28 protein-coding genes and 1 pseudogene are annotated in these 22236 nt (G+C 67.8%); 16 read left to right on the top strand and 13 right to left on the bottom strand.

The features are described from left to right. Positions 1 to 9: 9 nt before the first annotated feature. The 3 genes from dapC to QM772_RS02205 all read right to left on the bottom strand — a co-directional run bounded on the left by dapC (position 10) and on the right by QM772_RS02205 (position 1997). On the bottom strand, positions 10 to 1215 hold the full coding sequence (dapC, locus tag QM772_RS02215) for a succinyldiaminopimelate transaminase (protein ID WP_415133726.1): 1206 nt from the start codon (positions 1213 to 1215) through the stop codon (positions 10 to 12). 82 nt (positions 1216 to 1297) lie between these two features. Further along, entirely contained in the window at positions 1298 to 1537 is a 240-nt protein-coding gene (locus tag QM772_RS02210; protein ID WP_415133724.1) for a hypothetical protein, read from the bottom strand. A gap of 37 nt (positions 1538 to 1574) precedes the next feature. Then, positions 1575 to 1997 carry a DUF2501 domain-containing protein gene (locus tag QM772_RS02205; protein ID WP_415133722.1) on the bottom strand — a complete coding sequence of 141 codons (423 nt, stop codon included), beginning with the start codon at positions 1995 to 1997 and terminating at the stop codon, positions 1575 to 1577. Between the two features lie 167 nt (positions 1998 to 2164). On the opposite strand from QM772_RS02205, the gene QM772_RS02200 reads away from it, so the two are divergent. Together QM772_RS02200 and QM772_RS02195 are read left to right on the top strand one after the other, a co-directional pair. Beyond that, positions 2165 to 2443, top strand: a complete 279-nt coding sequence (locus QM772_RS02200) for a type II toxin-antitoxin system RelE/ParE family toxin (protein WP_415133720.1) — start codon at positions 2165 to 2167, stop codon at positions 2441 to 2443. Between the two features lie 14 nt (positions 2444 to 2457). Continuing rightward, positions 2458 to 2742 carry a HigA family addiction module antitoxin gene (locus tag QM772_RS02195; RefSeq protein WP_415133718.1) on the top strand — a complete coding sequence of 95 codons (285 nt, stop codon included), beginning with the start codon at positions 2458 to 2460 and terminating at the stop codon, positions 2740 to 2742. A gap of 14 nt (positions 2743 to 2756) precedes the next feature. Here the strand turns inward: QM772_RS02195 and QM772_RS02190 are convergent, their stop codons facing one another. Continuing rightward, positions 2757 to 3260, bottom strand: coding sequence for a hypothetical protein (locus QM772_RS02190; RefSeq protein WP_415133716.1), 504 nt, complete (start codon positions 3258 to 3260; stop codon positions 2757 to 2759). Between the two features lie 251 nt (positions 3261 to 3511). On the opposite strand from QM772_RS02190, the gene QM772_RS02185 reads away from it, so the two are divergent. Further along, the gene (locus QM772_RS02185; protein WP_415133714.1) at positions 3512 to 3958 is read left to right on the top strand and encodes a pilin; all 447 of its coding nucleotides are present in this window, start codon (positions 3512 to 3514) and stop codon (positions 3956 to 3958) included. Between the two features lie 114 nt (positions 3959 to 4072). Continuing rightward, the gene (locus tag QM772_RS02180; protein ID WP_415133712.1) at positions 4073 to 4396 is read left to right on the top strand and encodes a hypothetical protein; all 324 of its coding nucleotides are present in this window, start codon (positions 4073 to 4075) and stop codon (positions 4394 to 4396) included. Positions 4397 to 4549: 153 nt separating this feature from the next. Here the strand turns inward: QM772_RS02180 and QM772_RS02175 are convergent, their stop codons facing one another. Next, positions 4550 to 4846, bottom strand: a complete 297-nt coding sequence (locus QM772_RS02175; protein ID WP_415133710.1) for a type II toxin-antitoxin system RelE/ParE family toxin — start codon at positions 4844 to 4846, stop codon at positions 4550 to 4552. A gap of 314 nt (positions 4847 to 5160) precedes the next feature. Here QM772_RS02175 and QM772_RS02170 point away from each other — a divergent pair, with 314 nt between their 5' ends. Together QM772_RS02170 and QM772_RS02165 are read left to right on the top strand one after the other, a co-directional pair. Continuing rightward, positions 5161 to 5451, top strand: coding sequence for a nucleotidyltransferase family protein (locus QM772_RS02170; protein WP_415133708.1), 291 nt, complete (start codon positions 5161 to 5163; stop codon positions 5449 to 5451). Beyond that, on the top strand, positions 5448 to 5840 hold the full coding sequence (locus tag QM772_RS02165; protein ID WP_415133707.1) for a DUF86 domain-containing protein: 393 nt from the start codon (positions 5448 to 5450) through the stop codon (positions 5838 to 5840). The genes QM772_RS02170 and QM772_RS02165 overlap by 4 nt, the downstream gene beginning before the upstream one ends. 256 nt (positions 5841 to 6096) lie before the next feature. Here QM772_RS02165 and QM772_RS02160 read toward each other — a convergent pair whose 3' ends face one another. From QM772_RS02160 to QM772_RS02145, 4 genes are all read right to left on the bottom strand, one after another. Beyond that, on the bottom strand, positions 6097 to 6393 hold the full coding sequence (locus QM772_RS02160; RefSeq protein WP_415133705.1) for a type II toxin-antitoxin system RelE/ParE family toxin: 297 nt from the start codon (positions 6391 to 6393) through the stop codon (positions 6097 to 6099). A gap of 5 nt (positions 6394 to 6398) precedes the next feature. Next, positions 6399 to 6626, bottom strand: coding sequence for an addiction module protein (locus QM772_RS02155; RefSeq protein WP_415133703.1), 228 nt, complete (start codon positions 6624 to 6626; stop codon positions 6399 to 6401). A gap of 212 nt (positions 6627 to 6838) precedes the next feature. Continuing rightward, positions 6839 to 7036 (bottom strand): DUF2283 domain-containing protein, encoded by a 198-nt coding sequence (locus QM772_RS02150; protein WP_415133701.1) that lies wholly within the window; start codon positions 7034 to 7036, stop codon positions 6839 to 6841. A 3-nt stretch (positions 7037 to 7039) separates the two neighbouring features. Continuing rightward, a complete protein-coding gene (locus QM772_RS02145; RefSeq protein WP_415133699.1) occupies positions 7040 to 7294 on the bottom strand; it encodes a DUF4258 domain-containing protein in 255 nt (84 codons plus the stop codon). A 178-nt stretch (positions 7295 to 7472) separates the two neighbouring features. On the opposite strand from QM772_RS02145, the gene QM772_RS02140 reads away from it, so the two are divergent. Both QM772_RS02140 and QM772_RS02135 read left to right on the top strand, forming a co-directional pair. Continuing rightward, on the top strand, positions 7473 to 7691 hold the full coding sequence (locus QM772_RS02140; RefSeq protein WP_415133697.1) for an antitoxin MazE family protein: 219 nt from the start codon (positions 7473 to 7475) through the stop codon (positions 7689 to 7691). Next, complete coding sequence (locus tag QM772_RS02135) at positions 7688 to 8014, top strand: type II toxin-antitoxin system PemK/MazF family toxin (protein ID WP_415133695.1); 327 nt, start codon at positions 7688 to 7690, stop codon at positions 8012 to 8014. The genes QM772_RS02140 and QM772_RS02135 overlap by 4 nt, the downstream gene beginning before the upstream one ends. Positions 8015 to 8154: 140 nt before the next feature. On the opposite strand, the gene QM772_RS02130 is transcribed toward QM772_RS02135, so the two are convergent. Beyond that, the gene (locus QM772_RS02130) at positions 8155 to 8568 is read right to left on the bottom strand and encodes a PIN domain-containing protein (protein WP_415133693.1); all 414 of its coding nucleotides are present in this window, start codon (positions 8566 to 8568) and stop codon (positions 8155 to 8157) included. Next, on the bottom strand, positions 8565 to 8825 hold the full coding sequence (locus tag QM772_RS02125) for a DUF6364 family protein (RefSeq protein ID WP_415133691.1): 261 nt from the start codon (positions 8823 to 8825) through the stop codon (positions 8565 to 8567). The genes QM772_RS02130 and QM772_RS02125 overlap by 4 nt, the downstream gene beginning before the upstream one ends. A gap of 273 nt (positions 8826 to 9098) precedes the next feature. Between QM772_RS02125 and smc the strand changes: the two genes are divergently transcribed. The 5 genes from smc (at position 9099) to def (ending at position 17069) form a co-directional block, all read left to right on the top strand. Then, complete coding sequence (gene smc / locus QM772_RS02120) at positions 9099 to 12614, top strand: chromosome segregation protein SMC (protein ID WP_415133689.1); 3516 nt, start codon at positions 9099 to 9101, stop codon at positions 12612 to 12614. A 61-nt stretch (positions 12615 to 12675) separates the two neighbouring features. Next, complete coding sequence (locus tag QM772_RS02115) at positions 12676 to 13761, top strand: cell division protein ZipA C-terminal FtsZ-binding domain-containing protein (protein WP_415133687.1); 1086 nt, start codon at positions 12676 to 12678, stop codon at positions 13759 to 13761. Positions 13762 to 13813: 52 nt separating this feature from the next. Then, entirely contained in the window at positions 13814 to 15871 is a 2058-nt protein-coding gene (gene ligA, locus QM772_RS02110; RefSeq protein WP_415133685.1) for an NAD-dependent DNA ligase LigA, read from the top strand. 156 nt (positions 15872 to 16027) lie between these two features. After that, on the top strand, positions 16028 to 16501 hold the full coding sequence (locus QM772_RS02105; protein WP_415133683.1) for a hypothetical protein: 474 nt from the start codon (positions 16028 to 16030) through the stop codon (positions 16499 to 16501). Between the two features lie 28 nt (positions 16502 to 16529). Continuing rightward, positions 16530 to 17069, top strand: a complete 540-nt coding sequence (def, locus tag QM772_RS02100; RefSeq protein ID WP_415133681.1) for a peptide deformylase — start codon at positions 16530 to 16532, stop codon at positions 17067 to 17069. Between the two features lie 66 nt (positions 17070 to 17135). Here def and QM772_RS02095 read toward each other — a convergent pair whose 3' ends face one another. Next, on the bottom strand, positions 17136 to 17786 hold the full coding sequence (locus QM772_RS02095) for a C40 family peptidase (protein WP_415133679.1): 651 nt from the start codon (positions 17784 to 17786) through the stop codon (positions 17136 to 17138). Between the two features lie 356 nt (positions 17787 to 18142). Here QM772_RS02095 and QM772_RS02090 point away from each other — a divergent pair, with 356 nt between their 5' ends. The 3 genes and pseudogenes from QM772_RS02090 (at position 18143) to QM772_RS02080 (ending at position 21416) form a co-directional block, all read left to right on the top strand. Then, the gene (locus QM772_RS02090; RefSeq protein WP_415133677.1) at positions 18143 to 19150 is read left to right on the top strand and encodes a Bug family tripartite tricarboxylate transporter substrate binding protein; all 1008 of its coding nucleotides are present in this window, start codon (positions 18143 to 18145) and stop codon (positions 19148 to 19150) included. Between the two features lie 96 nt (positions 19151 to 19246). Then, positions 19247 to 20257 (top strand): Bug family tripartite tricarboxylate transporter substrate binding protein, encoded by a 1011-nt coding sequence (locus QM772_RS02085; RefSeq protein WP_415133675.1) that lies wholly within the window; start codon positions 19247 to 19249, stop codon positions 20255 to 20257. Between the two features lie 72 nt (positions 20258 to 20329). Further along, a pseudogene (locus QM772_RS02080) lies at positions 20330 to 21416 on the top strand (PQQ-dependent sugar dehydrogenase). 259 nt (positions 21417 to 21675) lie between these two features. Here QM772_RS02080 and QM772_RS02075 read toward each other — a convergent pair. Further along, entirely contained in the window at positions 21676 to 22218 is a 543-nt protein-coding gene (locus QM772_RS02075) for a phasin family protein (RefSeq protein WP_415133673.1), read from the bottom strand. Positions 22219 to 22236: the final 18 nt, after the last annotated feature.

The following is a 22236-nucleotide window of genomic DNA, read 5'->3' as shown; positions in this document are numbered from 1 at the left end:
AGAAAAGGGTCAGGTCTTGGATTGGATGAACTCGGCGATGCGCCCGGCGGCCTCCACGCATTCGGCGGTGTCGGCCACCAGGGCCATGCGCACGCGGCCCTGGCCGGGGTTGACGCCGCCCGCCTCGCGCGCCAGGTAGCTGCCGGGCAGCACCGTTACATTGTATTGAGCGAGCAGCTCCCGGGCGAAGCCGGTATCGCTACTTTTCCACGCTGGCGGCACGCCAGCCCACAGGTAGAAGGCGGCGTCGGGCAGCTTCACGTCCATCACCCGCGACAGCAGCGGCGTGACGGCGGCGAACTTCTCGCGGTACTGGCGCCGGTTGTCCTGCACGTGCGCCTCGTCGTCCCAGGCGGCGATGCTGGCCGCCGCCACCACCGGGCTCATGGCGCTGCCGTGGTAGGTGCGGTAGAGCAGAAATTGCTTGATGAGGGCCGCATCCCCCGCCACGAAGCCCGAGCGCATGCCCGGCACGTTGCTGCGCTTGGACAGGCTGGTCAGCATGACCAGGCGGCGGAAGTCGCCGCGGCCCAGCTTGTGCGCCGCCTCCAGGCCACCCAGCGGAGGCTCGTCACGGAAGTAGATCTCGCTGTAGCACTCGTCGGACGCAATGACGAAGCCGTGCCGGTCGCTCAGCTCGAACAGCAGCCGCCATTCGTCCAGCGGCATCACCGCGCCCGTCGGGTTGCCGGGCGAGCAGACGTAGACCAGTTGCGTGCGCGCCCACACCTCGTCAGGCACCAAATCCCAGCGCGGCGCGAAGTTGCGCGCCGGGTCGCTCGCCACGTAGTGCGCCTGGGCGCCCGCCAGCAGCGCCGCGCCCTCGTAGATTTGATAGAACGGGTTGGGGCAGACCACGGTGGCGCCAGCCCGCGTCGGGTCGATCACCGTCTGCGCCAGCGCGAACAGCGCCTCGCGCGATCCCAGCACCGGCAGCACCTGCGTGTCCGCGTCCACCGCCACGCCGTAGCGCCGTTGCAGCCAGCCGGCGCAGGCCGCGCGCAGCGCGGGCGCGCCGGCGGTGGGCGGGTAGCCGGCCAGGCCGGTCGGCAGGTCGGCCGCCAGCGCGTCCTGGATGAAGCGCGGCGTGGGGTGCTTGGGCTCGCCGATGCCCAGGCTGATGGGGCGCAGGGCGGGGTTGGGCGTGACATCCGCCATCAGTTTGCGCAGCCGCTCGAACGGGTAAGGCTGCAACCGGGAGAGCAGGGGGTTCATGGCCGGCGATTATCGGCGCGGTTCCTTGCCGACGGCGTAGGGCCGCTTCGGACAAAAAGAAACCGCCCCAGGGCGGTTTCCGTCAGCCGCTGATTTCCAGCCGCCGCTCTATGCGCTCCAGGCGCTGGTCGAAGTGATCGGCCTGCACCTGTCCTTGCGCTATCGAACTTGCCATGTGCCCGATGTGCTGGATCAGCGAGCCTTGCCCGGCTTCGAGATTCGACAGCCGCCGCGTGATTTCCTCCAGCTTGCGTTCCACACGCACCTGCGCTTCCTGAAAGCGCTTCAGGTGCTCCAGCAACAGGTTCTCAATGTTTTCCATGGGGGCAGTCTAGTCGGTTCTGGCTCGCGCGGCTGTTTCAAAGCAGCGACTTGGCGTTGTCCAGCACGAAGTCGCAGGCTTTTTCCTTCAGCTTGCCCTTGACCTTACCGAGGCTGAAGGTCTGGCCGCCCGATCCCTTCACCATGCCCGACAGGCCGCTCAGGTAGCCCTCGTCCTTGGGTTCTTCCTTCTGGCCCAGGCCCATCTTGCCCAGCAACTGGTCCTTGACCTGCGCGGCCTTGTTGGCGTTCAGGTAGTTGTTCTTCACGCAGTAGGTGATCACGCCCGCCGCGTTGCCCGCCGTGCCCGAGCTCGTCAGCCCCGCCGCCGACAGCGCCGACATCTCCGCGCCGCCGCCCGCCTTGCTCCTGAGCACGTCTCCCAGCCCGGCGGCGTGCGCGACCAGGCCGCTCAACCCGCACAGGCCGGCCAGCAGGGTGGAAATGGCGATCTTGTTCATGAGGGTTCCTTTCACGATGCATTGGGGAAATTGACGCGCGGCAAGGTAGCACGCCACGGCGCGCGCGAATATGCGCTTGGGTGACGCGGCGGCACGCTGGCGCGGCAGGGTGGGCATTTTTCTCGCCGCCGGTCGCGCTCTGTATCGTACCGAGATACAATCACGTCATGATCGTCGGTTTCCGCCATAAGGGGCTCGAAGCCTTCTACCGCACCGGCACCACCAAGGGCATACAGGCCGTACATGCGCGTAAGTTGGGCATGATTCTGGCGATGCTAGAAGCAGCCACCGAGCCGCGGCAACTGAGCGTGCCCGCCCTGCGCCTCCACGCTCTCAAGGGCGACCTGAAAGGACACTGGTCAGTCTGGGTCAACGGCAACTGGCGCGTCACCTTCGCATTCGTTGGCACCGACGTCGAACTGGTCGATTACCAGGACTACCACTGACAAAAGCCAAGGCCATGATTCACACCCACCCTCATCCCGGCGAATTGCTCAAGGACATGGTTTTCGAACCCTTGGATCTGTCCGTCACCGAAGCCGCTGCCCGGCTGGCCATGTCGCGCGTGGCCTTGTCGCGCGTACTCAACGGCAAGGCCGGCATCAGCCCCGATCTGGCGCTGCGGCTGGAAAAAGCCGGCGTCAGCACGGCCCGGTTCTGGACCAATCTGCAGGCCAATTACGACCTGTGGTGCGCCATGCAGCACCCCCAACCCCCTGTGCGCCCGCTGCAAGCCGCTGCCTGAGCGCGCAGCCGCCCTCAACCCCGCCCGCCGCGCCCCCGCAGCCCCGCCATCTGCCGCTGCGCCAGCGGGTGCCCCAGCGCCGCCGCCCGGGCGATCCACATGATGGCCAGGTTGTCCTGCCGCTCGCGCTCGCGTAAACTCTCGCCCCCCCCCCCCCCCCCCCCCCCCGAGCCTGCGTAGTGGGCGATGCCCAGCCAGTGCATCGCGTCCGCGTGGCCTTGCGCGGCGGCCTCGTTCAGCCAGTACAGCGCCGCCTTTTCGGCCCCCGCCACGTAGCACAGCGCCCCCAGGTCCGCCTGCGCCTCGGCCGCGCCGGCGTCGGCTTGCAGCAGCACCTGCACATCCTCCGGCCCCAGCGGCACGCTGACTAATGGCAGCACGTCGGCCAGCGCCAGCGTGGCGCGGCCGCGCGCGTCCTTGCCGCCCTTGCCGATGCGCCCGTCCGTCACCCGCCGCCAGAGCGTGCTGCGGCTGATGCCCGTGAGGGCCACCGCCGCGTCCAGACTGATCATGTCCATGCCGATTTCCTTTGTGCTCCGGCATGATTCTAGGGGCGCGGGGAATATGCGGTGAACCACCGCCCGCTGTTTCTTGACACACCGAATGCCGTGTCACGGCGCGGCTGGCATGGCGGCGCTTGAATCATTCCACGATGGGCATGCCAAATACATCACGGAAATCGCCCTGAAAACCATTGGCACGGCGACTGCTGAATTTGAACCGACTGGCAACCGCCAGTTCTCATTCAAGTTCAAAGGAGTCCTGTCAAATGAAATCCACCGCTCTGCGCCGCGCTCAAGCCGGTTTCACCCTGATTGAACTGATGATCGTCGTGGCGATCATTGGTATTCTGGCGGCCATCGCACTGCCGGCGTATCAGGATTATGTTGCCAAGTCGCAAATTTCCGCCTCTCTGGCTGAAATCACCCCCGGCAAGGTGAATGTCGAGGATAAGGTCTCCGCTGGTCTGACTGCGGCTATTACGTCGGCTGCCGACGTGGGACTGGCGTCTTCCACGAAGCGCTGCAGCGCAATTGCGGTCAACATCGCGGCGACTGGCGCTGGCACTATCGCGTGCACGATGCTTGGCAGCACCCTGGTGAACGGACAAACCATCACCTGGACCCGCACGGCCGATACCGCAGCCGCTCAAGCTACCTGGGCCTGCACCTCGAACGTCACCAAGACCAGCTTGGTACCGAAAGAATGCCAATGATTGGTTTCTGACTTGAGGAATTGGAGTCGGACGGATTCTGACTCCAATAAACCTATGAAGCGGGCTGGCCAATAGGCACAGTCCGCTTTTATTTTTAACGAAAGAGGTAAATTAATGCCTAGTAATGAAGATAAGAGCCGGGAGCCAAAGAGTTCCAAAGGGAAGCCCCGCCAAGTGCGGAACACCATTCCTCTTGGCAAGCAAGATGTCGCGGTTTATGCCAGCCCGAAGATCGCAAAGGCACTAGCCGAGGTCACGGAGGATATGACGATTTATCATGGCGTACGCCTTGCCCAGGTGATGGAGGCTGTTTATATGCAAGGTCTGAAGGATGGAGCTAGGAAGGCATTTGGTGTGATCGATGGAGCGGTATCAAAAGCGAAAGAAGTAGTGCCTTATCGCAACCCTGGTAAGCCTTCGCGAAAGAAGGCTGGCTGAAGGAAAATCAGGGTCAGATGAAGATTTTTCCTTGATAACTCCTGAAAAGATAGCTGCCACCGCTTGCTGGGTGCGCGCTGGTGCCTGAAATGGCTCCAAAAGCCAGGCGGTGTCAGCCCCCGTGGCGCTCCCCGTGCTGGTGCCCGCGTGCGATCAGCGGTCGCCGCCGAGGCGGTGGCGCCAATAGCCCGGCCTGCGGCCGAACGCCGCCATGGCGACGATGACGATCTCATCGGGACGCGTCAGGTACACGAGAGAGAACTTGAACTTTCCTGTCAGGACGCGGCGCGTGCCCCTCCTGTAGGGAGAACCCATTTCCGGGTGCGCGGCGGCGCGGGTTTCTGCCTTCTGGACCGCCTTGTCGAACTGTTCACCCAGGCGCGCGCTGACGGCCGAGAAGTACCGGACTTCGTGCAGAAACTCCTCGCGTGCTTCGCCGAGGTAGCGCACGGCCCTCACTGCCGATAAAGCTTGCGGGCCTGTGCATGCACGTCGGACGCGGGAACAAGGTGAAGAATCGGGGTCAGATGAGGTTTTTGGGAAAATCAGGGTCAGATGAAGATTTTTCCTTGATAACTCCTGAAAAGATAGCTGCCACCGCTTGCTGGGTGCGCGCTGGTGCCTGAAATCGGAAATCGGGGTCAGAAGAAGATTAGTTGTATGCCCAACGGGCGCCGCCGGGAACGGGGCTCAGCCAGCGCGCGCTTGCCACATGGTCTGGGCTTGGACATTGGGCATTTCCATGTTTGGGTGACAATAGGCTCATGCGGCCATCTGTTGCACTTGACTTGAAGCGAAGCGCGGTGCGTGACGCGGTGGAGCGCTTTCGCAGCGCGAACCCGCGCGTCTTCGGCTCGGTGGCGCGTGGCACCGATCACGACGGCAGCGATATCGACCTGCTGGTCGATGCACTGCCTGGCGCGACGCTGTTCGACCTTGGGGGGCTGCAAGCCGAGCTGGAAGCGCTGCTGGGCCTGCGCGTCGATCTGCTGACACCCGGCGACCTGCCGCTGAAGTTCAGGGCCAAGGTGCTGGCGGAGGCGCGGCCGGTGTGAGCGATAGCCGCCTGATCGACTATCTGGATCACATGCGGCAGGCCGCTTGCGAGGCGTGCGGCTTCGCGCAAGGTTTGACGAAAGAGGGTTTTCTTGCCGACAGGCGAACCCAGCAGGCCGTCATCATGTCCCTCGTCATCATTGGCGAAGCCGTTACCAAGGTGATGGATGGGCATGCCGAGTTCGCGCAGGCGCACCCGCAGGTGCCGTGGCGCAGCATGCGCGGCATGCGCAACCGTATCGCCCACGGCTATTTCGACATCAACCTCGACGTGGTGTGGGACACGGTGCAGGCTGCCTTGCCGGAGTTGCTGAAGCAACTGCCCACCGTGCGTCAGGATGCCGAGGGCCAGTCGGGAGCGGATCAAGGCTTCTCCGATTTCTCCTGAAACGATAGCTGCTACCGCTGGTTGGGCGGGCGCTGGTGGAGAAAATCGGGGTCAGATGAAGATTTTCCCCAAGCCTGATGACTTTCCATTGGTGTCAGCGGTGTAGAAGAACCAGAGCAAGATGAAAATTACCTCTGATCGCTTCTGAAAAGATAGCTGCCGCTGCTTGCTGGGCGGGCGCTGGAGCCTGAAACAGCTCCAAAAGCCATACGGTGTCAGCCCCCGTGGCGCTCCCGGTGCTGGCGCCCTCGTGCGATCAGCGGTCGCCGCCGAGGCAGTGGCGCCAATAGCCCGGCCTGCGGCCGAACGCCGCCATGGCGACGATGACGATCTCATCGGGACGCGTCAGGTACACGAGAGAGAACTTGAACTTTCCTGTCAGGACGCGGCGCGTGCCCCTCCTGTAGGGAGAACCCATTTCCGGGTGCGCGGCGGCGCGGGTTTCTGCCTTCTGGACCGCCTTGTCGAACTGTTCACCCAGGCGCGCGCTGATGGCCGAGAAGTACCGGACTTCGTGCAGAAACTCCTCGCGTGCTTCGCCGAGGTAGCGCACGGCCCTCACTGCCGATAAAGCTTGCGGGCCTGTGCATGCACGTCGGACGCGGGAACAAGGCGCGCGTGGCCTGACTCGATGGCTTCCACGCGCTGCCGGATTTCTTGTTCCCAGGCGGCTTCGGCGTCTTCGTCGTCCGGCAGCGAGGCCAGCAGCAAGCCGACCAGACGGGCACGATCAGCGGCCGAAAGGGCGTTGGCCTGGGTGGCGAGTTCTTCAACGGTTGCGGACATGGGCGCCTTGCGGTGAGGGCTGAGCAATGAGGTATTGTCCGGGAAATTCAGGCTGCGGGAAATGAGGGAAGAAAAAATAGGGTCAGATGAAAATTAGAGGGGAATCGGGGTCGGATGAAAATTTATCCTGATCGCTCTTGAAAGAATAGCTGCCTCCGCTGACTGGGTGCCCGCTGAAGGCCGAGAATCGCACTCGCCGGTGGCGTTGGAGATCAGTGCGCTGCGGCATGCGCCACTTCCATCGGCAGGGCGCCGCGCGCACGCGCTTCGAGCACCACCACTTCCACCGCCGTGCCGTCCTCGGCGTAGCTGATGTGGGTGTTCCAGTCCTGCGAGACCTCGCGCACGATGGGCTTGTCGGACAGGCGGATGACCAGCGTGTCGTCGTCGTCGAAGTAGGTCGTTTTCATGGCTCAGTCCTTGATCTCGAAATGGTGCATGACGGTTTTGACCACCACCGCATCTTCCAGCACCAGCACGGCGCAAATCAGGTTGTCCTGGCGCTCAGGCAAGTGCTTGAAGGCCCACAGATGGGTCTCGTCGCGGTAGCGGGTCTCGCCCGTGTCGATCACCGCCAGCAGTTGCGCGTCACTGATGCCGCGCTCTGCCATGCGGATGGCCGCATGGCGGGTGACGATGATCGGGCGCTGAAACCGTGTACTGCGCATGATGTCATTGCACATTGAATGTTCACGGATTGCAAGCAAGAATCGAAGAGAAGAATGAGGGTCGGATGAAAATCAATCCCTTCAGTCCGCCAACCTCTCGTTGCAGGCCGACGTTGCTTGCAATGCCGCCCTGTGTTACCGTTACATGCAACAGAAAGGGGTGGCCTCTGTGGCAGCCATGACCGTCAATCAGCGGGTGCAGAAAAGGCGTGATGCCTTGCGCATGGCCGGGCTGCGCCCGGTGCAGATCTGGGTGCCGGACACCCGCCTGCCGAACTTTGCCGAGGAGTGCAGGCGACAAAGCCGCCTGATCGCGGAGGCCGAGAAGAACGACGCTGCCATGCAGCAGTTCATGGACGAGGCGTGGGCTGATCTGGGCGACGGCTGGACGGCATGAGGCGGGGTGACCTGGTCACCATCGTCATGCAGGGTGACTTTGGCAAGCCACGGCCTGCGTTGATCATTCAGTCCAGTCGCTTCGACGAGCATCCCACCGTTACGTTATTGCCGGTGACCAGCACGCTTCTCGCGGCACCGCTGGTGCGCGTGGCGGTGCAGCCCAGCGAGGCCAACGGGCTGCGGCAACCGTCGCAGGTGATGGTGGACAAGGCCATGACCGTGCTCCGCACCAAAATCGGGCCAGCGTTCGGCCGCATCGAGGACGAGGCGTTGGTGGAGGTCGAGCGGTGCCTGGCCTTGTTTTTGGGGATTGCCGAGTAGCTGACCGGGGAAATCAGTGGTCGGAGGGGCAGATGAACACAAATTGCCGGAATCTCCTGAAAAGATAGCTGTCGCCGCTTGCCTGGCGTACGCTTCCGACCGATTTGATGGTTTATCCGGTGGCCAAGGCAGGGGTGCTATCAGGCAAACGGGTTCTCCACCACCAGCCGGCCGAAGCGGCGGCCGGCCTGGCCGTCTCCGCTGATCAGCACGTCGGCGCCCGCGCGCAGCGCGGCTTCCAGGATCAGCGCGTCCCACCATTGCAATTGGTGCTCCTGTGCCGGCGCGATGGCGGCCTGCACGCTCTGCGCCGTGCTGCCCATCACCTGGAAGGCGCACAGCCGCTGCACCTGCGCGGCGGCGTCCGGCGCGGGCAGGGGCGGTTGCAGCTTGCGCGTGGCGATGGCGTAGAACTCTTGCAGCACCTGGGTGCTGAGGACCACGGTGCCTTCGCTGGCGGCGCGCGCCAGGCGGCTCAGCGCGCGTTCGCGCCGCGCGGGGTCGCCGGCATCGACGGCGTACACCAGCACGTGGGTGTCGAAGAAGCAGATCACGCGCCGCCGCCGCTCTGGCCTGGGTAGGGGCGGTCGTAGGCGTCTTCGCGCGACCAGCGGGCGCCGTCCCGGTTGGCCTGGCTGCGCCGGGCGGCGGCGATGAAGGCCTGGGCGGCGGCCTGCTGCGCCTCGCCCTCTTGCGCATAGGCGGCCAGGAATTCGCGCACCTTGGCGCTGACCGAGGTGCCTTCATGGATGGCGCGCACCCGCGCCTTCTTGACGATGGCTTCGTCGAGCGTGATGGTCAGGTTGGTCATGGCGGGGGGCATCGAGATGATGGCACGAAAACAAGTGTGGCACGTGAACTCGTGTCCGCCGGGGTTGGGCATATCCCGCCAGACGCAGGATTTGTGATTGCGTACCATCGTGCCTCGCCAGTTCAGGCATCAAATCGGCCTCCAGCGCTTGATGCACAAGCGCTGGCAGCTATTTTTATTGAAGCAATTCGCTGCGGCTGATCGACAGCGCCGCACGGTATCATCGGCGCCTTCCGTCCCTTGCAATTCACGGCCTGCGGGCCTTCAGCGCCAGTGCGTCTCAACTCGATCAAGCTCTCGGGCTTCAAGTCCTTCGCCGAGCCCACCAATTTCATGCTGCCGGGCCAACTGGTCGGCGTGGTGGGGCCCAACGGCTGCGGCAAGTCCAACATCATGGACGCGGTGCGCTGGGTGCTGGGCGAGTCCAAGGCCAGCGAGCTGCGCGGCGAGTCGATGCAGGACGTGATCTTCAACGGCACCACCAGCCGCAAGCCGGCCAGCCGCTCCAGCGTGGAGCTGGTGTTCGACAACGCCGATCACCGCGCCGGCGGCCAGTGGAGCCAGTTCGCCGAGATCTCCGTCAAGCGCGTGCTCACGCGCGACGGCACCAGCAGCTACTACATCAACAACCAGCCGGTGCGCCGGCGCGACGTGCAGGACGTGTTCCTGGGCACGGGCCTGGGGCCGCGCGCCTACGCCATCATCGGCCAGGGCACCATCAGCCGCATCATCGAGTCGCGCCCCGAAGAATTGCGCCTGTTCCTGGAGGAAGCGGCCGGCGTCAGCAAGTACAAGGAGCGCCGCCGCGAGACCGAGAACCGCCTGACCGACACGCGCGAGAACCTCACGCGGGTGGAGGACATCCTGCGCGAGCTGAACAGCAACCTCGACAAGCTGGAGAAGCAGGCCGAGGTGGCCCAGCAGTACCAGGGCCTGCAATCGTCCGCCCAGCTCAAGCAGAACCAGCTGTGGTTCCTGAAGCGCGCCGAGGCCGACGAAGGCCAGGGCCGCCTGAAGCAGGAGGCCGAGCGCGCCGCCACCGAGCTGGAGGCGCGCATCGCCGACCTGCGCCACGTCGAGGCCGACCTGGAGACCATCCGCCAGGCGCACTACGGCGCCGGCGACCAGGTGAACCAGGCGCAGGGCCTGCTGTACGAGGCCAGCGCCGAGGTCGGCCGGCTGGAGGCCGAGATCCGCTTCGTCGTCGAGGGCCGCCAGCGTGCCGAGGCGCGGCTGGCGCAGCTGGCCGAGCAGATCGCCCAGTGGGCCACGCGCAAGCAGGACGCCGAGGCCGAGATCGCGCAGCTGGCCGAGCAGGGCGCCCAGGCCGAGGACCAGGCCATGACGCTGGCCGCGCAGCTCGAAGAGCAGCAGCAGGCGCTGCCCGACCTGGAAGACGCGCAGCGCCAGGCGCAGGCCAAGTCCGCCGAGCAGCGCGGCACCGTGGCGCAGGTGCAGCAGCAGATCCAGGTGCTGGCGGCCGAGCAGCGCGGCATCGAGGAGCAGGCGCGCCAGCTGAACGCGCGGCACGAGCGCCTGAGCGCCGACCGCAACGCGCTGGCCGCGCCGGACGAGCAGCGGCTGCTGAATCTGCAAAGCCAGCTCGCTGGCGCGCAGGAGGCCGCCGAGGTGGCCGATGCGCGCCTGCACGAGTTGCAGGACAGCGTGCCCCAGCTCGACGAAACGCGCCGCGCCGCGCAGCAGGCCGTCAACACCGAGTCCGCCAGGCAGGCCGACTTGACGGCGCGGCTGGAGGCGCTCAAGGCGCTGCAAGACAAGGTCAAGACCGACGGCAAGCTCCAGCCCTGGCTGGCCAGGCACGGGCTGGACGGCTTGCAGGGCCTGTGGAGCCGCATCCACGTCGAGCCGGGCTGGGAGAACGCGCTGGAAGCCGCGCTGCGCGAGCGCATGTCGGCGCTGGAGGTCAGCCGCCTGGACATGGTGCGCGCCTTCGCCGCCGACGCGCCGCCCGCCAAGCTGGCCTTCTACAGCCCGCCCAGCGCCGCCGTGCCCGAGCGCGCGGGCGGCCTGCCGCGCCTTTCTGATCTGCTCCGTCTGAATGACGCGGGCCAGAAGGCGCTGCTGGCCGACTGGCTGGCCGGCTGCTACACCGCCGCCGCGCTGGAAGACGCGCTGGCCCAGCGCGGCCAGCTCCAGCCGGGCGAGGCCATCTACGTGCAGAGCGGCCACTGCGTCAGCGCGCACGGCGTCAGCTTCTATGCGCCCGATTCCGAGCAGGCCGGTTTGCTGGCGCGCCAGCAGGAGATCGAGAACCTGGAGAAGCAGCAGCGCGCGCAGCACCTGATCAGCGAGGAGGCGCGCAACGCGCTTGTCAAGGCCGAGGCCGCGTACACCGACGCCTCGCAGCGCCTCATCACCGCGCGCCGCGAGGCGGCCGAATCGCAGCAGCGCGCGCACGAGGCGCAGGTCGAGACGCTGCGCCTGACGCAACTGGCCGAGCAGACCCGCGCCCGCACCGAGCAGATCGCCGCCGACCTGGCCGAGGTGGACGCCGCGCTGGAGGCGCTGCAAGAGCGCCGCGTCACCGCCGAGGCGCGCTTCGAGGAGCTGGACATGCAACTCGCCGACACGCAGGAGCGGCACGCGCAACTGGACGAGCGCGTGATCGAGGCCGAGCGCAAGCTGGCCGAGGCGCGCGAACAGCAGCGCACGCTGGAGCGGCAGGCGCAGGAGGCCGCGTTCGCCCAGCGCAGCCTGCAAGCGCGCCGCGCCGAACTGGCCCGCACCATCGACACCGCCGCCCAGCAGGCCACCGGCATCGAGGCCGAGCAGCAGCGCGCGCAGGAAGAGCTGACGCGCCTGACCGACGCCGCCGCGCAGGCCGGCCTGCAATCCGCCCTGGCGCTGAAGCTGGAGCGCGAGCAGGCCCTGGGCGCGCTGCGCAGCACCTACGACGACCTGACCGCCAAGCTGCGCGCCAGCGACGAGCGCCGCCTGTCGCTGGAGCGCGAGCTGGACCCGATGCGCCAGCGCATCACCGACCTGCAACTGAAGGAGCAGGCCGCGCGCTTGGGGCAAGAGCAGTACACCCAGCTGCTGACCGACGCGCAGGCCGACCTGGAGGCGGTGGCCAAATCCATCGAAGAAGGCAACGTCAGGCTCACCGGCCTGCAAGGCGAGATCGACCGCCTGCACCGCGAGGTGCAGGCGCTGGGCGCCGTCAACCTGGCCGCGCTGGACGAGCTGACCGCCGCGCGCGAGCGCAAGCAGTTCCTCGACGCGCAGTCGGCCGACCTGACCGAGGCCATGACCACGCTGGAAGACGCCATCAGGAAGATCGACGGCGAGACCCGCGAGTTGCTGGGCGGCACCTTCAACACCGTCAACGAGCACTTCGGCCGCATGTTCCCGGAGCTGTTCGGCGGCGGGCAGGCCAGGCTGGTGATGACGGGCGAGGAAATCCTCGACTCCGGCGTGCAGGTCATGGCGCAGCCGCCGGGCAAGAAGAACCAGACCATCCACCTGCTCTCGGGCGGCGAGAAGGCGCTGACGGCCATCGCGCTGGTGTTCGCCATCTTCCAGCTCAACCCGGCGCCGTTCTGCCTGCTGGACGAGGTGGACGCGCCGCTGGACGACGCCAACACCGAGCGCTACGCCAAGCTGGTCACGCGCATGAGCGGGCAGGGCACGCAGTTCCTGTTCATCAGCCACAACAAGATCGCCATGGAGATGGCCGAGCAACTGATCGGCGTGACCATGCAGGAGCAGGGCGTCTCGCGCATCGTGGCGGTCGATATGGAAAGCGCCGTCGGGATGGCCGAGGCATGAGCGCCGCCCGGCCGCTCCGAAGGCGCTCGCACCCGCAGTCCGAAGGACGGAGGGTAGTCCAGTGAGCTCCCTGCAAGTCGGCCTGGCGGTGGCAGGCGGCCTGGTGCTGGGCGGCGTGATCGCCTACAACACCTGGAACGCGCGCCGCAACGAGCCGCGTCAGGCGCAGCCGGATTCGCAGCCCGCGCCGCTGGCGCCCGACGAGCGGGTCGAGCCCACCATCGATGGCGCGCCGGCCATGGCCGAGCCCGAGCGCGTCGAACCCGCCTTCGACGGCGCCGCCGCGCTGCCCTCGCTCGGCCCGCTGCCCGCGCCCGAGAAGCGCCCGCGCCTGGACGCGCTGATCGACGTCATCGCCCCCATCGCGCTCGACGGCCGCGTGGTCTCCGGCGACGCGCTGCTGGCCGCGCTGCCCGCCACGCGCCGCGTCGGCAGCAAGCCGTTCGCCGTCGAGGGGCAGAACGAGGCCAGCGGCGCGTGGGAGTTCCCCGTCGCCGGCCAGCGCTACCGCGCCCTGCAGGCCGGCGTGCAGCTGGCCAACCGCACCGGGCCGCTGAACGAGATCGAGTTCTCCGAGTTCGTCGTCAAGGCGCAGCGCTACGCCGACACCGTGGGCGGCGCGCCCGAGTTCCCCGACATGCTGGAGGAAGTCGCCCGTGCGCGCGAGCTGGACCAGTTCGCCGGTCAGCACGACGCGCAGCTCGGCTTCACGCTGCGCGCGCGCGGCGCCAGCTGGAGCCCCGGCTACGTCCAGCAGCAGGCGGCCAGGCTGGGCTTCGTGGCCGGCGTCATCCCCGGCCGCATGGTGCTGCCCGCCGGCGAAGTGGGCCTGCCGCCCCTGCTGGACCTCGGCTTCGACCCGCAGGCCGCGCTGTCCGAAGACCCGGCGCAGGCCGCCATACAGTTCGTCACGCTCGGCCTCGACGTGCCGCAGGTGCACCGCGCCGAGCAGCCCTTCGCCCGCCTGCGCGACGCCGCCTTCGCCCTGGCCGAGGCGATGGGCGGTGTCATCACCGACGATGCCGGCCAGCCGCTGCGGCCCGAGACCATCGACACCATCGGCGCCGACCTGGACCGGCTGTACGACACGCTGGAGCAGCACGACCTGGCGGCCGGCTCGCCGCAGGCGCGCCGCCTGTTCAGCTGATTTTTATAAGCCAAATCGGCCTCCAGCGCCCGCCAGTCAAGCGCTAGCAGCTATGAATACAGAAGCAGACGTGGTGCGGCGCGCGGCCGAGTTGCGCGCCGCGCTGAACCGCGCCGCGCACCAGTACTACACGCTGGACGCACCCGAAATCCCCGACGCCGAGTACGACCGGCTGTTCCAGGAACTGCAAGCCATCGAGGCGGCGCAGCCCGAATTGCGCACGCCCGATTCGCCCACCCAGCGCGTGGGCGGCGCCGTGCTCGACGGCCTGAAGCCCGTGCGGCACGCCGTGCCCATGCTCAGCATCCGCACCGAGACCGACACCACCGAAGCCGGCGCGCTGGCCTTCGACGCCCGCGTGCGGCGCGAGTTGAAAGCGCCGCCCGACGCGCCGCCCATCGCCTACGTCGCCGAGCCCAAGTTCGACGGCCTGGCCCTCAGCCTGCGCTACGAACACGGCGTGCTGGCGCAGGCCGCCACGCGCGGCGACGGCGAGACCGGCGAGGACGTGACGCAGGCCATCCGCACCATCCGCCAGATTCCGCTCCGGCTGGATGGCGACGCGCCGGCCTTGCTCGAAGTGCGCGGCGAGGTCTACATGCGCCGCGACGCCTTCGAGGCGCTGAACGAACGCATGCGCCAGCGCATCGCCGCGGGCGACAAGGCGGCCAAGACCTTCGTCAACCCGCGCAACGCCGCCGCCGGCGCGGTGCGCCAGCTCGACCCGGCGATGGCGGCCGATAGGCCGCTCAGCTTCTTCGCCTACGGCCTGGGCGAGGTCACACCGGCGGACCAGGGCGGCCCTGACTTCCAGACCCACTGGCAGGTGCTGCAAGCGCTGAAGTCATGGGGTTTTCCGGTCTCAGCGCTTGCCAGGCGGGCGCTGGGCGCTCCCGATCTGATAGCGTTCCACGCCGAGGTCGCCGCGCGGCGCGACGGGCTGCCGTTCGACATCGACGGCGTCGTCTACAAGGTGGACTCGCTTGAACTGCAACGCCAGCTCGGCTTCGTCACGCGCGAGCCGCGCTGGGCCGTGGCGCACAAGTACCCGGCGCAGGAGCAGCTCACCACCGTGCTGGCCATCGACGTGCAGGTCGGCCGCACCGGCAAGCTCACGCCCGTGGCCAAGCTGGCGCCGGTGTTCGTCGGCGGCGTGACGGTGACCAACGCCACCCTGCACAACGAGCTGGAGGCGCGCCGCAAGGACGTGCGCGTGGGCGACACCGTCGTCGTGCGCCGCGCCGGCGACGTGATTCCCGAGGTCGTTTCCGTGCTGCCCGACAAGCGCGTGGCAGGCAGCGAGGAGTTCACCATGCCCGCGCACTGCCCCGTGTGCGGCAGCGACGTGGTGCGCGAGGAGGGCGAGGCCGACCACCGCTGCACCGGCGGCCTGTTCTGCGCCGCGCAGCGCAAGCAGGCGCTGCTGCACTTCGCCAGCCGCAAGGCGCTGGACATCGAGGGCCTGGGCGAGAAGCTGGTCGACCAGCTGGTGGACGGCCAGGTCGTGCGCACGCTGCCCGACCTCTACCGCATGGGCTTCGTCAGCCTCGCCGCGCTGGACCGCATGGCCGAGAAGTCGGCCCGGAACCTGCTGGACGCGCTGCAAGAATCGAAGCAGACCACGCTGGCGCGCTTCCTGTACGCGCTCGGCATCCGCCACGTCGGCGAGAGTACGGCCAAGGCGCTGGCGCGCCACTTCGGCAAGCTCGACGGCGTGATGGATGCCGACGCGGACCAACTCGCGCAGGTGCCCGACGTCGGCCCCGTGGTGGCCGAGAGCATCCACACCTTCTTCGCCCAGCCGCACAACCGCGAGGTGGTGGAGCAGTTGCGCGCCGTCGGCCTCGCCTGGCCCGAGGGCGAGCCGGCGCCTGCCGCGCTGCTGCCGCTGGCCGGCAAGACCTTCGTGCTGACCGGTACGCTGCCTACCCTGAGCCGCGAGGACGCCAAGGAGATGCTCGAAGCCGCTGGCGCCAAGGTGTCCGGCAGCGTCAGCAAGAAGACCAGTTACGTCGTCGCCGGCGAGGAGGCCGGCAGCAAGCTCGACAAGGCGCGCGACCTCGGCGTGCCGGTGATCGACGAGGCGGCGATGCGGGCGCTGCTGGGCTGAGGGCGGGAGGCAGGTCAGCCGCACGGGCGGCCGGCGCGTTGAGGAAGCGTCGCGTTTCTTTTCATGCGCGGCGTACAGTGGTTACTCCCGTGGCGCGCAGTCGCCCCCACCGTGCCGGCGCTTTCCCTGCCGGCCAGCATTCAGGAGAAAACGGACATGGCTGTTCAGTGTTCCTCTCGTACCGCCCGGCCGTGGGGCCTGGGCGTGGCCGCCGCCGCGCTGGCGCTGCTGGGCGGCTGCGTCGCCGTGCCGGTGGAGCCCTACCAGGTGGGCGATCCGGTCGCCTACCCTGCCACCGTCTACGGCGATGGGTACTACGCACCGGGCTATTCCACCTACGCCGCGCCTTACTACTACGGGCCGCCGGTATCGGTCGGCGTGTACGGCTGGTCGGGCGGCCGCTACTGGCGCAGCCCGCCGCCGCCGCCGCGCCCCGGCTGGAGCGCTCCGCGGCCCGGGCCGCGTCCGGGCGCGAATCCGCCGAGCCTCCCGCGCCCGCCCAGCGGCGGCGTGCGTCCCACCCCGGGCGGGTGGGACAACCCGCGGCCCGCGCCGCCGCCGCGTCCCAGCAACGGCGGCGCGGGTCGGCCGAACCCCGGCGGGTGGGACAACCCCCTGCCGTCACGCTGACGCGCGGCGTTTGCGCGATGATGCGCGCATGACGGTCCACGCCATCCTGAAAATGGGCGACCCGCGCCTGCTGCGCGTCGCCCGCCCCGTAGAAGCCTTCGACACCGACGCGCTGCACCTGCTGGTGCGCGACATGTTCGAGACCATGCGCGCGGCCAGCGGCGCGGGGCTGGCGGCGCCGCAGATCGGCGTCGATCTGCAACTGGTCATCTTCGGCACCGATGCCGTCAACCCGCGCTACCCTGACGCCCCGCCGGTGCCGCGCACCGTGCTGTGCAACCCGGTCGTCACGCCGCTGACGGACGAGGAGGAGGACGGCTGGGAAGGCTGCCTCTCGGTGCCCGGCCTGCGCGCCGTGGTGCCGCGCTGGCGGCGCGTGCGCTACAGCGGCTTCGACCCGTATGGCGACCGGATCGAGCGCGAGGCCGAGGGTTTCCACGCCCGCGTGGTGCAGCACGAGTGCGACCACCTGCGGGGCGTGCTGTACCCGATGCGTGTGCGCGACTTCTCGCGCTTCGGCTTCACCGAGGTGCTGTTCCCGGGCCTGGCCGACAACGCTGACGATTGATCCCTCGATCCAAAAAAAGAGGGCCCTCGCGGGCCCCGTACCTTTGGAGGAGGTAAACCGGTCGCGTCAGATGTTCTCGCCGCTGGCCGGCTGCGTCACGGCGGCGGGCTTGCCGGAGCTGCCGCCCAGGCGCACGGTGGTGGGGGCGGGCGATTCGCGGTCGATGACGCGCGGCGCCGCGCTGGCGGTGGAGACGGGCTCCTCGTTGGCCAGCACGCGGCGCGCGCCATTGAAGCGGCGCTGCCAGTAGTTGACGTTCATGCTTTCCACCCGCACCTGCGCGCCGGTGCGCGGCGCATGGATGAACTTGCCGTCGCCGACGTAGATGCCGACGTGGCTGTAGCTGCGGCGCAGGGTGTTGAAGAACACCAGGTCGCCGGGCTGGAGTTCCTTCTGGTCGATCTTGGCGGTGGCCGCCGCCTGCTCCTCGGCGCGGCGCGGCAGGATCATGCCGGCCGCCTGCTGGAACATGGCGCGCACGAAGCCGCTGCAGTCGAAGCCGGTCTCGGCCGTGGTGCCGCCCAGGCGGTAGGGCACGCCCAGCGCTCCCATGGCGGTCATGACCAGTTCGGTGGCGTGGCTGATGGATTCGCCGATGCGCGAGGCCAGTCCCTTCGGGGCCGCGGTCTTGTCGGCATCGGCCTGCTCGGGCGCCGCGTGGGCGGGCAGGGCGGTGACGGCAACCAGGATCAGGGCGGCGAGCGTTCGTCTGGACATGGGCCGATCGATGGGAGGCGAGATCCCCGGATTGGGGCGTCTGCGCGGCAAGGTGAGTGCTTTAGGCTACGAAGCGCGTAGTGTAGGACAAGCGCTCGTTTCTTCCGCAGGGAAGCTTGACGCTGGAAGGAGAGTTACCGCTTGTTTTGTTAATGAATGTGACTTTTGTGGCAAAGAAAAATGAGTGAGTTGGCCGTGGCCGCCGCGCCGCATGCCCAGCCGACTCCGGGATTTCCCTCGGCGCAGGGCTTTCCCTCTGTGGGGCGCGCGACCGATCCGGGATCATTGGCGCGGTGAAAAACGAAGGCGCGCGCAATGCGCGTCCATATCCGTTCCAACAAGGAGACAAGGACCGCATGACCATCTTCTCTTCCCTCGTTTCCCGCCGCTGCCTCCAGGTTCTCGGCGCCACGGCCGTGGCCCTGCCCGGATTGGCTTGGGCGCAGGGCGCCGCGTCCTGGCCGAGCAAGCCCGTAGCGGTCATCGTGCCGTTTTCGCCCGGCGGCGGCACCGACGCGCTGGCGCGCGTGATCGGCCAGAAGCTGGCGGATTCGCTCAAGCAGCCTTTCCTGGTGGACAACCGCGTCGGCGCCAGCGGCATGATCGGCACCACGGCGGTGGCCAAGGCGGCGGGCGATGGCTACACGTTCACGGTGGGGTTGAGCACGTCGCTGCTGATCAACCAGTTCCTCTACGCCAAGATGCCCTACGACACGCAGAAGGATCTGGCCATGGTGTACCGCATCGCGGCGGGCACGCAGATCCTGGCGGTCAAGCCCAGCCTGCCGGTCAAGAACGGCACCGAGCTGCTGGCCTACATCAAGGCCAACAAGGGCAAGCTGGCCTACGGCTCCTACGGCGCCGGCTCGACGCCGCACCTGTTCGGGGCCTACCTGGACCACATCACCGGCGGGCAGATGAATCACGTTCCCTACAAGGGCGAGGCGCCGATGAACCAGGACTTCCTGGGCGGCCAGCTGGACATGGCGTGGGTCAGTGCCGCCGCCGCCAAGCAGTTCATCGAATCGGGCAAGCTGAGGGCCATCGGCGTCAACGCCACCGAGCGCATGAAGGCGCTGCCCAACGTGCCGACGCTCAAGGAGGCGGGCATGACCGACCCGGTGTTCTCCATGGAGGGCTGGCTGGCGGCGGCCATGCCCGCGAAGGCGCCCAAGGACATTCAGGACAAGCTGGCCGCCGAAATCCGCAAGGCGCTACAGGATCCGGCGGTGCAGGGCAAGATCGAGGACATGGGCTTCCGCCCCGTGCTCGACAGCAGCCCCGAAAAGTTCACCGCCGAATACAAGGCGCAACTGCCCAAGTGGGCCGAGCTGGTGAAGATCTCCGGCGCCAAACTGGACTGAACCTTGTTGCATCGGCGGCGCCTCGCGCAGTTTGCGCGCCAGGCTGCCCGCGCCGTTGCCGGCCTCCATTCCCATTTCTCCAAAGGACTTCGTTTCATGACCGCTTCTTCATCCTCCCTGTCCCGCCGCCGCTTCCACGCACTGGGCGCGAGCGCCTTGGCCTGGCCGGTGCTGGCAAGCGCGCAAGAGGGCGCGGCGGCCTATCCCAGCCGGCCCGTGACGCTGATGGTGCCGTACCAGGCCGGCGGCGGCACCGACGCGCTGGCACGCCTGATCGCCCTGAAGCTGGCGGACTCGCTCAAGCGGCCCTTCGTCGTCGAGAACAAGGGCGGCGCGGGCGGCATCATCGGCACCTCCGCCGTCGCCAAGGCCAAGCCCGACGGCTACACGCTCATCGTCGGCCTGGCCACTTCGCTGCTGGCCAACCAGTACCTCTACGCCAAGCTGCCCTACGACCCGAACAAGGACCTGGCCATGGTGTACCGCCTGGCTCAGGGCCTGCAGGTGCTGGCCGTCAAGCCCAGCCTGCCGGTCAAGAACGGCACCGAGCTGCTCGCCTACATCAAGGCCAACAAGGGCAAGCTGTCGTACGGCTCGTACGGGCAGGGCTCGACGCCGCACCTGTGGGGCGCTTACCTGAGCCACCTGACGGACGGCGACATGGCCCACGTCGCCTACAAGGGCGAGGCGCCGATGATTCAGGACTTCCTGGGGGGCCAGATCGACATGGCCTGGGTGAGCCTGGCCACCGGCAAGCAGCACATGGAGGCGGGCAAGCTCAAGCCCATCGGCGTCAACGCGCCCATGAAGGCGCAGGGGCTGCCCAACGTGCCCACGCTCAAGGACGCCGGCCTGACTGATCCGGTCTTCCAGCTTTTCGGCTGGCTCGCCCTGGCCGCGCCCGCCAAGACACCCAAGGACATCCAGGAGAAACTGGCTGCCGCCATCCGCGAGGCCATGAAAGACCCCGAGGTGCAGCGCAAGATCGTGGACATGGGCTTCATCCCCGTGCTCGACAGCGGTCCCGACAAATTCGCCGCCGAATACGTGGCCGAGCGGCCCAAGTGGGCGGAGCTGGTGAAGGTTTCGGGCGCCAAGCTGGACTGATTGTTCAAGCGAAAAGTGCCCTTGGAGCGCTCCCAAGTTGCACAATATGCTATCAAGTGGATAGCGCCCTGTCTGCTGGCGGCCGCTGCGGCCCAGGCCGTGGCGGCTCCGCGGGCGCAGACCGTGGCGAATGGTTTGCAGCATCCCTGGGCGGTGGCCTTCCTGCCGCAGGGGCGTTTCCTGGTGACCGAGCGGCCCGGCCGCCTGCGCGTGGTGGAGGCCGATGGCGCCCTGCGCGCGCCGCTGCAGGGCCTGCCCGAGGTGGCCGTCGGCGGGCAGGGCGGCCTGCTGGACGTGGCGGTGGACTCGGGCTTCGAGCGCAACCGCACCGTCTATTTCTGCTTTTCCGAGCCGGGCCTGGGCACCACCAACAGCACGGCGCTGGCGCGCGCCCGGCTGTCCGATGACCTCACGCGGCTGGAGGACGTGCGGGTCATCTTCAGCCAGAAACCCAAGGTCGGCAGCAGCGCGCATTTCGGCTGCCGCATCGTTGAACGCCTGGTCGGCGGCAAGCCCGACGGCACGCTGTTCCTCACCTTGGGCGACCGCTTCTCCCGCCGCGACGACGCGCAGAGGCTGGACAACCACCACGGCAAGACCGTGCGCGTGGGCAAGGACGGCAGCGTGCCGCCCGACAACCCGTTCGTGGGCCAGGCCGGCGCGCTGCCCGAGATTCTGGAGCTACGGCCACCGCAACGCCCAGGGCGCCACGCTGGCGCCGGACGGCGCGTTCTGGATGCACGAGCACGGCGCCCAGGGCGGCGACGAGATCAATGCGCCCAAGCCGGGCGGCAACCACGGCTGGCCGCTGGTGAGCTTCGGCGTCAACTACGACGGCAGCCCCATCGGCGACGGCAGCAACGCCAGGCCGGGGCTGGCGCCGCCGCTGCACCACTGGACGCCCTCCATCGCGCCCTCGGGCATGGCCTTCCTGACCAGCGACCGCTACGGCCCGGCGTGGAAGGGCAACCTGTTCGTCGGCTCGCTGAAGTTCCAGTACCTGAACCGCATCGAGCTGAAGGACGGCCAGGTGGTGGCCGAGCACAGGCTGCTGGAAGACGTCGGCCAGCGCATCCGCGACGTGCGCCAGGGGCCGGACGGGCTGCTGTACGTGGTCACCGACAGCCCGTCGGGGCGGCTGATCCGCGTTCAGCCTTGAGCCCGTTTGCTACTTATAAGATAGCTGCCGGCGCTTGCTGGACGGGCGCTGGAGGCCGAAAAAGCATAAAAAAAGGGCCGATCTTGCGATCAGCCCTTGAAGGGATCCCTGAACCCGCGAGGGGTGTCGAAAGGACCCGAGGAGACAAGCTGCCGGCGCCGCTGCTGGCGCCAGAGCAAAGACCCCGGGAAAAGCCGGGAGGCTTTGCTCTGGCCGCCACGCCGGCGCGCGGCCGGCATGGCGTGGGCGGCTTGCCCGATCAGCGCTTCTTGGCGGCCGACTTGGCAGCGTTGGTGGCGCTGGCCGCCACGGCGCTGAAGTTGGCTTCGGCCACGTCGGTGGCTTGCTTGACGGCCTTCTGCACCGACTCGAACGCGTTGTTGGCGGCGGCCACGGCGCTCTTCATCATGGCGACGGCGGTCTCGGAGCCGGCCGGGGCGTTGCGGGCGGCGTTCTCCACCAGAGCGGCGAACTGGGCCTGGCTCTCGGCGAACTTGCCTTCAAAAGCCTTGGTGAACTCGGCGCCGGTGCCCGAAGCGATGTCATACAGGTGACGGCTGTAGGCGGCGGCCTTCTCGGACAGCGGCTGGAACAGGCTGGCCTGCAGGGCGATCAGCTCCTGCGCGTCCTTGACCGACAGCAGAGCCTGGGCGTGCTGGTTGGACTCGGTCAGCGCGGCCTTGGTGGCTTGCAGGTTCAGCTCGACCAGCTTCTCGACGCCTTCGAACGCCTTGGTGGTCAGGCCGTGCAGGGTTTCCAGGTTGGCCTTCTGGGTGGCGATCAGTTGTTCGGGGGTCAGCATGTTCAATCTCCTAGACTC

Source organism: Ottowia sp., from assembly GCF_047601385.1.
Classification (GTDB): Bacteria; Pseudomonadota; Gammaproteobacteria; order Burkholderiales; family Burkholderiaceae_C; genus Ottowia.
The sequence above is the reverse complement of the archived record's forward strand: the minus strand, read 5'-3'. Positions and strand labels throughout refer to the sequence as shown.